Genomic DNA, 9,228 nt, shown 5'->3' with positions numbered 1-9,228 from the left:
GTCGCGGCAGCAGGTCGTCGAGGTGGACGGGCCCCTGCTCGCCCTCGTCGAGGAACACCTGCCCTGGCAGGGCCCCGGCGTCGACATCACGGCGACGGTCGGCGACGCCCGCGCGGCCCTGGCCGCCGTGCCGGGCGCATCGCTGGACCTCGTCGTCGCCGACGTCTTCCACGGCTCGCGCACGCCCGCGCACCTCACGTCGGTGGAGTTCCTCCGCCTGGCCGCCGCCGCGCTGCGCCCCGGCGGCTGCTACGCCGCGAACCTCGCCGACGGCCCGCCGCTGGCCTTCGCCCGCGCCCAGGCGGCGACCCTGCGGGCGGTGTTCCCCGAGGTCTGCCTGATCGCCGAGGCCCCGGTGCTGCGCGGGCGGCGCTACGGCAACATCCTGCTGGCCGGCTCGACCGCGCCGCTCCCGGTCGCGGACCTCTCCCGCGCCCTCGCCGCGGACATCTTCCCGGCCCGCCTGACGGAGGGCGCCGACCTCGCCGCCCTCGTCGGCCGCGCGGCCCCGGTGACGGACGCCGACGCCACCGACTCCCCGCCCCCGCCGGACGGCGCCTTCAGCGTGGGGTGAGGCAGTCGCCCCTCCGGCGGCCCCGGCCGCGCGTCGGCTCACCCGGCTGCCGTCCCGGGGTGTGAGAATCGGCGGGTCCAAGCGGGAGCACGACGGAGGGAGCGGGCGATGGGCGGCGCGGAGCGGCCGGAGCTGGGGGAGGTGCCGGAGACGGCGCTGTGGACGCTGTGGCACCGGGCGGTGGAGGCGCGGCGGCCGGACGCCGTCCTGCACGACCCGAAGGCGGTCGAGCTGGTCGGGCGGATCGACTTCCCGTTCGAGGAGCGGTTCGGGCACCGGGCGGCGGTCGCGCAGCTCCAGGCGCTGCGGGCGGCGTGCTTCGACCGTGAGGTGGCGGACTTCCTCGCCCGGCACCCGCGCGGCACCGTCGTCTGCCTGGGCGAGGGCCTGGAGACGCAGGCCTGGCGGGTCGACAACGGGCGCGCCCGCTGGCTCTCGGTCGACCTGCCGGAGACGGCCTTGCTGCGCGAGCGCCTCCTGCCGCCGGACGAGCGCCACCGCATCGTCGCGTGCTCCGCCACGGACCCGCGCTGGATGGACGAGGTGGACCCGGCCCAGGGGGTGCTGATCAGCGCCCAGGGGCTCCTGATGTACCTGCGCCCGGCCGAGGTCCGCGCGCTGATCGCGGCCTGCGCCGAGCGCTTCCCCGGGGCGACCTTCGTCCTCGACGCCGTGCCGCGCTGGTTCAGCGCGCGGGCCGTCCAGGGGAAGCTGCGGGACAAGCACTACCGGGCGCCGGCGATGCCGTTCGGCATGGACGCGGACGAGCGCGGGAAGCTCGCCACCGCCCACCCGGCGGTGACCGACGTCCGCGAGGTGTACCCGGAGGGCGGGCGCGGGATCGTCCGCGCCCTGCTGCCGTTCGCGGCCCGGGTGAACGGCAGGCCGTCGGTGGTCGCACTGCGCTTCTCCGAAACGGCGGGGGCTCCCACACCGTAGGACCCGTCGGTGCAGGACCCGTCAGTGCGGCGGGAGCCAGCCCCGGCGGACGGCGTTGGCTCCCGCCTGGAAGCGGCTGCGGGCGTCGAGGCGCTCCAGGAGGTCGCTGGTGATGCGGCGGGCGGTGCGCGGGGAGACGCCGAGCCGCTTGCTGATGGCCTCGTCCGTGTGGCCGTCGCTGAGCAGCTTGATGACGGTGGCCTCCTGCGAGGTCAGGTCGTTGCGGTCGCGCACCGCCTCCTGGCCGAGCGGCTGGGCGTGGTCCCAGACCCCTTCGAACAGGGCGCAGAGCGCGGTCAGCGTGCCCTGCCCGCTGAGGAGGACCGCACCGGTCGTGGCGTCGTCGCTGCTGACCGGGATGAGCGCGCGGGCCCGGTCCACGATGATCATGCGGGTGGGCAGGGTCGGCGCGGTGCGGACCTGGCCGCCGTGCTCGGAGATCCAGTGGACGTGCTCCAGCGTCGCCGCGTGGTTGCGGACGCTGTCGAGGTAGACGGTCCGGATGCGGACGCCGCGGGCGAGCAGGGACTCGTTCAGCGGCCGGGACGCGGCGAGGTCGCCCTGGTCGTGGCCGCCTCCCGGGGCGAACGTCATGACCTCGGTTTCGATCTCGCGGCTCAAATCGGCGAGGCGGTCCCGTATTTGGCCGAGGCCGATGAGTTGTTCGACCGCGGGCGAACTCTGTTTCGGCCTCAAGTCGGAATACTGCGCGATGAGTTGGGCGGCGGCGGCGCGAGCGGCTTCCAGCCGTTGCTGTTGGGCGGCTATCGAGGCCTGTTGCCGGGTCAGCAGGATTTCCATGCCGAGGTCCGGGGACACCGCCCGTAACCGGTCGGGGGAGGAGTTGGAGGGCTGGAGCAGGGCGAGCTGGCTGAGGGACGCGAGGGCTGCGCGCACGCTCGGCACGTCGAGTTCCAGGTGGGCGGCGACCGTCTCGACGTCTTCTCCGGGGTGGGCCAGCATCGTGCGGTACACGGCGTCCGACACGGCATCGATCCCAAAGGCGGTAAGCATTCTCCCCCTGAATGAACGCAATCAGCAGGTGTCCACTCTGATGATCGCACTTCTCTCCCGGCGGGGTGGGCGAGTTCCGCGCATTCGTACCGCAGGCCCTTTCCGGCCATGGCCTAAAGTGTCCCGATTGCCGCCATGGGTCTGCTAATGATCATTTTGGGACTCTTGGGGGCATGTATCTCGTTCACGTGAGCCTGCATCGCGCGCCCGGTGCCGAACTCCCCGAAGAGACGGCGGACTGGGTCAGAGCCGCGGCCCGTCCCGACGAGCGCGTCGAGCACGTCGTCGCGCACCCGCGGGCCGTGCCCGCTCCGGTGGTCGGAATCTTCCTCCTCGCCGACCGGCTCGAAGACGCCGAGGCGCTCGCCCTCCTGGTGTACCGCCGCGCGATGGCGCAGCGCCCCGGCCTCGCCGGCTGGCTCCCCCTGCACGCCCGCGTCCCGCTGCTGGCGCCGTACTACGAGCGACTCCTGGCCGACCCCGGGGTGGACGGAATATGACGGGACCTATTCAGTCCAGCGGGGACGCCTTCCGCGGATCACGGGACTCCGGAAGGCTGTTGATCACCGGCCGGGTCGCCCCGCCGGGGTCGGAAGGGGGGTCGGGCGCTCGGCGCTCGGGCCGGTCCGACCACTTCACCCTCGATGTCCGGTAGAGGAACCACACAGCATGCTCCGTCTTCGCACTCGTCTCGTCCGGGCCGCCGCGGTGGCTTGTCTCTCCTTCGGCGCCTTCGCCCTGCTCCTCGGCTCCGGTGCCGCACCCGCCCCGGCCGTTTCGACCGCCTCGGACGTGACGCCGGCCACGACGGCCGCCACGCTCGCGGCCGACCACCACGGCACCGGGTCGAACGACCTCACCTGGGGGACCTGACCGCCGAGGGATCGAGCCGCCGTCGCGGCGGTCCCCGCGCGTCGTCCATCCACCTCCGAGCAGGGAAGCATCGTGCACATCAGCTCCGACCGGAGCCTGCGGGCAGGATTCCTGCAGCACGCAGACCTCCGTCCCGACCACGTCGCGCTGACCGTCGGCAGGCGCGCGTACACCTATGCCGAGGGAGCCGACACGGCCAGGCGCTGGGCCACCCGGCTGACCGAGGGCGTCGGAGGGCGCCCCCGGCGGGTGGGTGTCTTCGCCTACCGCAGCGAGTCGTCCTACCTCGGCGTCCTGGCGGCGCTGTTCGCGGGGGCCGCCTTCGTGCCGCTGAACCGCCGCTTCCCCCTGCAGCGCACCCGCGCCATGCTCGAACAGGCAGACCTCGACGCGCTGATCGTCGACGAGGAGTCGCTGCCGGACCTGCCCGAGCTGTTGCGCGGGCTGCGGCGTCCGCCCGCCGTCCTCCTCCCGAACGCCGAGGCCGGCGCCCTGGCGGGCAGCGCGGCCGGTCCGGTCTTCGGGGCCGCCGACCTCGCCGGCGCGGAGCCGATGGCCATCGCCGACCTCCCGCCGACCGGTGCGGACGACCCGGCCTACCTGCTGTTCACCTCGGGCAGCACCGGAACGCCCAAGGGCGTGCCGGTCACCCACGGGAACGTGCGGGCCTTCCTGGACGTCAACTCGGCCCGGTACCGGCTGACTCCGGACGACCGGCTCACCCAGACCTTCGACCAGACCTTCGACCTGTCGGTGTTCGACCTCTTCACGGCCTGGGAGAGCGGCGCCCGAGTGTGCTCGATGCAGCCGATCGAACTGCTCGCGCCGTACCGGTTCCTGGAGCAGAACGGCGTCACCGTCTGGTTCTCGGTCCCCTCGGTGGCCGCCGTGCTGCTCAAGCGCGGCACCCTGACCCCGGGCCGGATGCCGACGCTGCGCTGGAGCCTGTTCTGCGGCGAGGCGCTTCCCCGCCCGATCGCCGAGGCGTGGCAGGAGGCCGCGCCGAACTCGACCGTGGAGAACCTCTACGGTCCGACCGAGCTCACCATCGCCTGTACGGCCTACCGCTGGGACCGCGCCGCGAGCCCGGCGGAGTGCGAGCGCGACCTGGTGCCGATCGGCCGCCCCTACCCGGGAATGTCCCCGCTCGTCGTCGACGAGGACCTACGGCCGGTGCCGGCGGGAGGCACCGGCGAACTCTGCCTGACGGGCCCGCAGCGGTTCCCGGGGTACTGGCGTGCGCCGCAGCTGACCGCCGAGCGGCAGTTCGAGCACGAGGGCGAGACCTACTACCGCACCGGCGACCTGGTGCGGCTGCGCGGCGACCACTACGTCTACGCCGGCCGCAACGACCAGCAGGTGAAGGTCGGCGGCTACCGCGTGGAGCTCGGCGAGGTCGAGGCGGCGCTGCGGGCGGCCGGCTGCGTCGAGGCCGTCTGCCTGGTCGCACCGGACGGGGACTCCCTGGTCGCCGTCGTCTCCGGGACGGACGACCCCGGCACGTCGGCCAAGGCCGTGGGAGAGCGGCTGCCGGCCTACATGGTGCCCAAGTCGGTGCACCTCATCGACGACATGCCACTGAACAGCAACGGAAAGGTCGACCGGAACGCCCTGCGGCAGTGGCTGGAGAACCAGGCCACCTCCAGCTGATCCGTTCTTCGACCGACGAGGGGGAGAGACCATGACGAACCTTGACCAACTCATCGCCACGACCCTGGGGATCGACGCCGACGAGATCGCCGACGACCTCGAATACCAGTCGATCAGGCAGTGGGACTCCTTGGGGCACGTGAACCTGATGGTCGCGCTCGAGAAGGAGTTCGGCCTGACGATCGACGACGAGCTGCTGCTCGAACTCCGCAGCGTCAAGGCGATCCGGGAGTTCCTCGAGTCCGGCGCCGCACCCGCAGCACCGGCGGCGACCCCGGCGACCCCGGCGACCCCTGCGCCGACGGCGACCGCGCCCACCGTGCACCGGGGCCTGGACGGCGTCCACGTCGACCGCAGCTCGATCACCTACATCGGCGCGACCGACGGCGTCCTCGAGTACCGCGGGTACAGCATCCACGACCTCGCCGAGCGCGCCGCCTTCGAGGAGGTCGCGTACCTCCTGCTGACCGGTGAACTCCCGGACGCCGCGGCGCTCGAAGCCTTCGCGAAGGAGCTCCGGGCCCACCGCCGGCTGCCCGCTCCCGTCCTGGACCTGGTCAGGTCGCTCGCCCACGTGCACCCCATGGAGGCGCTGCGCACCGGCGTCTCGGCGCTCGGCGCCTTCAGCGGCGGCGAGCCCGGGCACGGCGACGAGACCTACGACCGGGCGCGGGAGGTCGGCGTCGCGCTGATCGCCCAGGTGCCCATGCTCATCGCCGCCCACCATGCCTACCGCAACGGCCGCGAACCGGGCGTGCCGGCCGAGGACGCCTCGCACGCCGAGGCCTTCCTGGCCGCGCTGCTCGGCACCCGGCCGAGCCCGGCGGCCGTACGGTTCGTCAACAAGGGCCTCATCGTGCACGCCGACCACAGCGCGAACGCCTCCGCGTTCTCCGCGCGGATCGCGGTGGGCTGCCGGTCCGGGATGACCGCCGCGCTCACCGCGGCCATCGCGACCTTCGCGGGCTCGGTGCACGGCGGCGCGGCCGAGCGCGTCGTCGACCTCATCGACCAGGTGGGCAGCCCGGCCGACGCCGAGGCCTTCGTCGCCGAGCTGCACCGCCGCAACCAGCCGGTCATGGGCTTCGGCCACCGGGTGTACCGCTCCGAGGACCCGCGCGTGCGCCACCTGCGGGCCACCGTCGAGGAACTCAGCCGGGAGCGCGGCGACTTCCGCGGCCTGGAGATCATCGAGGCGGTGCGCGGCGCCATGCAGTCGTACGCCCGGCACGGGGTCGCGCCCAACGTCGACCTGTACGCCGGGCTCGCGTACCGGCTGATGGGGCTGCCGGACGACCTCGCGGTGCCGATGTTCGTGGCCGGCCGGACGGCGGGCTGGGTGGCCCAGGCGCTGGAGCAGCACGCCAACAACGTGCTGATCCGCCCGCTCCTCTCGTACGTGGGCCCGCGCGGCCTGAGCTACCCGGGAGCGGCCGCGTGACCGGCCTCCCGGGCTTCGCCACGGATCGGGGCTTCGACCTCGACGCGGTGCCGTACAGCGGGCGCGTCCTCCTGGAAGGGCTGCTGCGCACCGGCCAGGAGGACACCGCGGCGGTCCTCGGCAAGCGGCTGGCGCAGGGCGAAACCCCCGACGTCGAGATCGAGTTCCGCCCCGCGAGGCTGCTGGTCCAGGACTACACGGGCATTCCGATGCTCGTGGACCTCGCCGCGATGCGCAGCCGCGTCGCGGACCCCGGTGCGGTCGCCCCCGTCGTGCCGATGGACGTCGTGGTCGACCACTCCGTCCAGGTGGACTTCGCGGGCCGGCCCGACGCCGCGGCCCTGAACGAGGCCAGGGAGCTGGAGCGCAACCGGGAGCGCTACGCCTTCCTCAAGTGGTCCGAGCAGGCCTTCGACGGGCTGCGGGTGATCCCGCCCGGCCAGGGGATCGTCCACCAGATCAACCTGGAGCGGCTGGCCACCGTGGTGTCGGTGGGGCCGGACGGGACGGCCTTCCCGGACACCGTGCTCGGCACCGACAGCCACACCACCATGGTCAACGGGCTCGGCGTCCTCGGCTGGGGCGTCGGCGGTCTTGAGGCCGAGGCCGTCCTGCTGGGGATGGCGCAGCCGATGCGGGTGCCGTCCGTCGTCGGGGTCCGGCTGACCGGCGCGCTGCGGCCCGGCGTCTCGTCGACCGACCTCGCCCTCACCCTGACCCGGCGGCTGCGCGAGGAGAACGTCCTCGGCGTGATCCTGGAGTTCACCGGGCCCGGCGTCGGCGCGCTGTCCGCGCCCGACCGCTGCACCATCGCGAACATGGCCCCCGAGTACGGGGCGATGTGCGCCTTCTTCCCGGTGGACGAGGAGACCGTACGGTACCTGGGCTCCACCGGGCGGCCGGAGGAGTCGGTCCGCCTGGTCGAGGAGTACTGCCGGCAGCAGCGGCTGTTCCGGCAGGGCCCCGAGCCGGTGTTCGGCCGGACCGTCGACTTCGACCTGGGCGAGGTGACGGCGAGCCTCGCCGGGCCGAGCTTCCCGCACCAGCGGATCCCGCTGAGCGGGCTGCCGGACTCCTTCGCCGCGCTCCAGCCCGAAATCCGCTCGGCGGAGAGCGGGTTGCGCGACGGGGACATCGTCATCGCCGCCATCACCTCCTGCACCAGCACCTCCAACCCGACGGCGATGCTGGCCGCGGGGCTGCTGGCCCGCAAGGCCGTCGAGCGCGGACTGACGGTGCCGGCGCACGTCAAGACGAGCCTCTCCCCGGGCTCGCGGGCGGTGGCCCGTTACCTGGAGGCGGCCGGCCTGCTCCCGGCCCTGGAGCAGCTGGGCTTCCACGTCACCGGGCACGGGTGCATGACGTGCAACGGCGGCAGCGGGCCGCTGGCGGACGAGATCGCCTCGGCGGTCGAGGACCACGGCCTGGCCGTCTGCGCGGTCCTGAGCGGGAACCGGAACTTCGAGTCCCGCGTCCACGCCCAGGTCAAGGCGGGCTACCTGGCCTCGCCCGCGCTCGTCGTGGCGCTCGCGCTGGCCGGTCACGTCCGGCTCGACCCCGAGCGCGACCCGCTGGGCGTCGACCGCGACGGAACTCCGGTCCACCTGCGGGACCTGTGGCCCGACAGTGCCGAACTGGCCGCGCTGGAAGCCGAGTTCCTCACCCCCGAGGCCTTCACCGCCGCCGTCGAACCGCCCGCGGGCTGGGCGGACATCCCGGCGCAGAGCGGCGCGGTCTACGCGTGGGACGAGCAGTCGACCTACGTCCGCCCGCCCGCGTACCTGGACGAGGCGCCGGCCCTCGCCTCGCTGCACGGCGCCCGGGCGCTGGTCGCGCTGGGCGACGACGTCAGCACCGACCACATCTCCCCGGTGGGCGCCATCAGGCGCAACTCGCCCGCGGGGGAGTACCTCGGCGGGCGCGGCGTCACCGTCTTCAACTCCTACGGCTCCCGGCGCGGCAACCACGAGGTGATGGCGCGCGGCACGTTCGCCAACCCGCGGCTGCACAACGGGCTCCTTCCGCCCGGGGACAGCGGCGGCGACACGCTGCACCTGCCGACCGGTGAGCGCCTTCCGGTCTTCGACGCCGCCGAGCGGTACGCGCACAGCGCCACGCCGCTGATCGTCCTGGCCGGCGCCAACTACGGGATGGGCTCGTCCCGCGACTGGGCGGCGAAGGGCCCGCGGCTGCTGGGCGTCCGGGCGGTCCTCGCGCAGAGCTTCGAACGCATCCACCGGGCGAACCTCTGCGCGGTCGGAATCCTGCCCCTGCTGCTCCCGGAAGGGGAGTCGTGGGCCTCGCTCGGCCTGACCGGGCACGAGGAGTTCGCGCTGGACCTGGACAGGGTGCGGGAGACCGGGCTGGCCGGGGTCCGCGCGGGCGGCACCGCCTTCACCACCCGGGCCGACGTGCACTCCGCCGGGGAATGGAACGTCCTGCTGTCCGGAGGGACCCTCAGGTACCTCCTGGACCGGCTGGAGAGCGGGGGCGAGCGGTGATCCCGCACAACGACGCGCTGCTGGTACTCGGCGCCGGCACCTTCAAGCAGGAACGGTTCCTCCTGGAGCCGCGCGACGCCGGTCTGACGGTCCTCGCCGTCGACGAGGCCGGCCGCGTCCCCGCGCTGGAGCGGGCCGCGTCACAGCCGGGGCACCCCCTGTCCGGCGCCCGGATCGCGGGCGCCGCACCGGAGGACGTCTCGGCGGTGCTGGCGGCGGCCGTGGCCTGGGAGGAG

9 protein-coding genes are annotated in these 9,228 nt (G+C 73.7%); 8 read left to right on the top strand and 1 reads right to left on the bottom strand.

Annotation, left to right across the window (positions count from 1 at the left end):
* Window positions 1–574: fused MFS/spermidine synthase (locus AB0O00_RS22125; RefSeq protein ID WP_363654318.1), on the top strand; the 574-nt coding region annotated here is incomplete at its 5' end.
* A 108-nt stretch (window positions 575–682) separates the two neighbouring features.
* Complete coding sequence (locus tag AB0O00_RS22120; protein ID WP_363654316.1) at window positions 683–1,513, top strand: class I SAM-dependent methyltransferase; 831 nt, start codon at window positions 683–685, stop codon at window positions 1,511–1,513.
* 21 nt (window positions 1,514–1,534) lie between these two features.
* Here the strand turns inward: AB0O00_RS22120 and AB0O00_RS22115 are convergent, their stop codons facing one another.
* Window positions 1,535–2,527, bottom strand: coding sequence for a helix-turn-helix transcriptional regulator (locus tag AB0O00_RS22115; protein WP_363654314.1), 993 nt, complete (start codon window positions 2,525–2,527; stop codon window positions 1,535–1,537).
* Between the two features lie 173 nt (window positions 2,528–2,700).
* Here AB0O00_RS22115 and AB0O00_RS22110 point away from each other — a divergent pair, with 173 nt between their 5' ends.
* The 6 genes from AB0O00_RS22110 to AB0O00_RS22085 all read left to right on the top strand — a co-directional run.
* A complete protein-coding gene (locus AB0O00_RS22110; RefSeq protein ID WP_363654312.1) occupies window positions 2,701–3,027 on the top strand; it encodes a hypothetical protein in 327 nt (108 codons plus the stop codon).
* A gap of 169 nt (window positions 3,028–3,196) precedes the next feature.
* Entirely contained in the window at window positions 3,197–3,400 is a 204-nt protein-coding gene (locus AB0O00_RS22105; RefSeq protein ID WP_363654311.1) for a hypothetical protein, read from the top strand.
* A 72-nt stretch (window positions 3,401–3,472) separates the two neighbouring features.
* Window positions 3,473–5,050, top strand: coding sequence for an amino acid adenylation domain-containing protein (locus tag AB0O00_RS22100; RefSeq protein ID WP_363654309.1), 1,578 nt, complete (start codon window positions 3,473–3,475; stop codon window positions 5,048–5,050).
* Window positions 5,051–5,081: 31 nt separating this feature from the next.
* Window positions 5,082–6,491, top strand: a complete 1,410-nt coding sequence (locus tag AB0O00_RS22095) for a citrate/2-methylcitrate synthase (protein WP_363654307.1) — start codon at window positions 5,082–5,084, stop codon at window positions 6,489–6,491.
* A complete protein-coding gene (acnA, locus tag AB0O00_RS22090) occupies window positions 6,488–8,992 on the top strand; it encodes an aconitate hydratase AcnA (RefSeq protein ID WP_363654305.1) in 2,505 nt (834 codons plus the stop codon). The genes AB0O00_RS22095 and acnA overlap by 4 nt, the downstream gene beginning before the upstream one ends.
* Window positions 8,989–9,228: hypothetical protein (locus tag AB0O00_RS22085; RefSeq protein ID WP_363654303.1), on the top strand; the 240-nt coding region annotated here is incomplete at its 3' end. The genes acnA and AB0O00_RS22085, both read left to right, overlap by 4 nt.

The organism is Kitasatospora sp. NPDC093558, assembly GCF_040683475.1.
GTDB lineage: Bacteria > Actinomycetota > Actinomycetes > Streptomycetales > Streptomycetaceae > Kitasatospora.
This window is presented reverse-complemented; position numbering and strand designations above follow the sequence as displayed.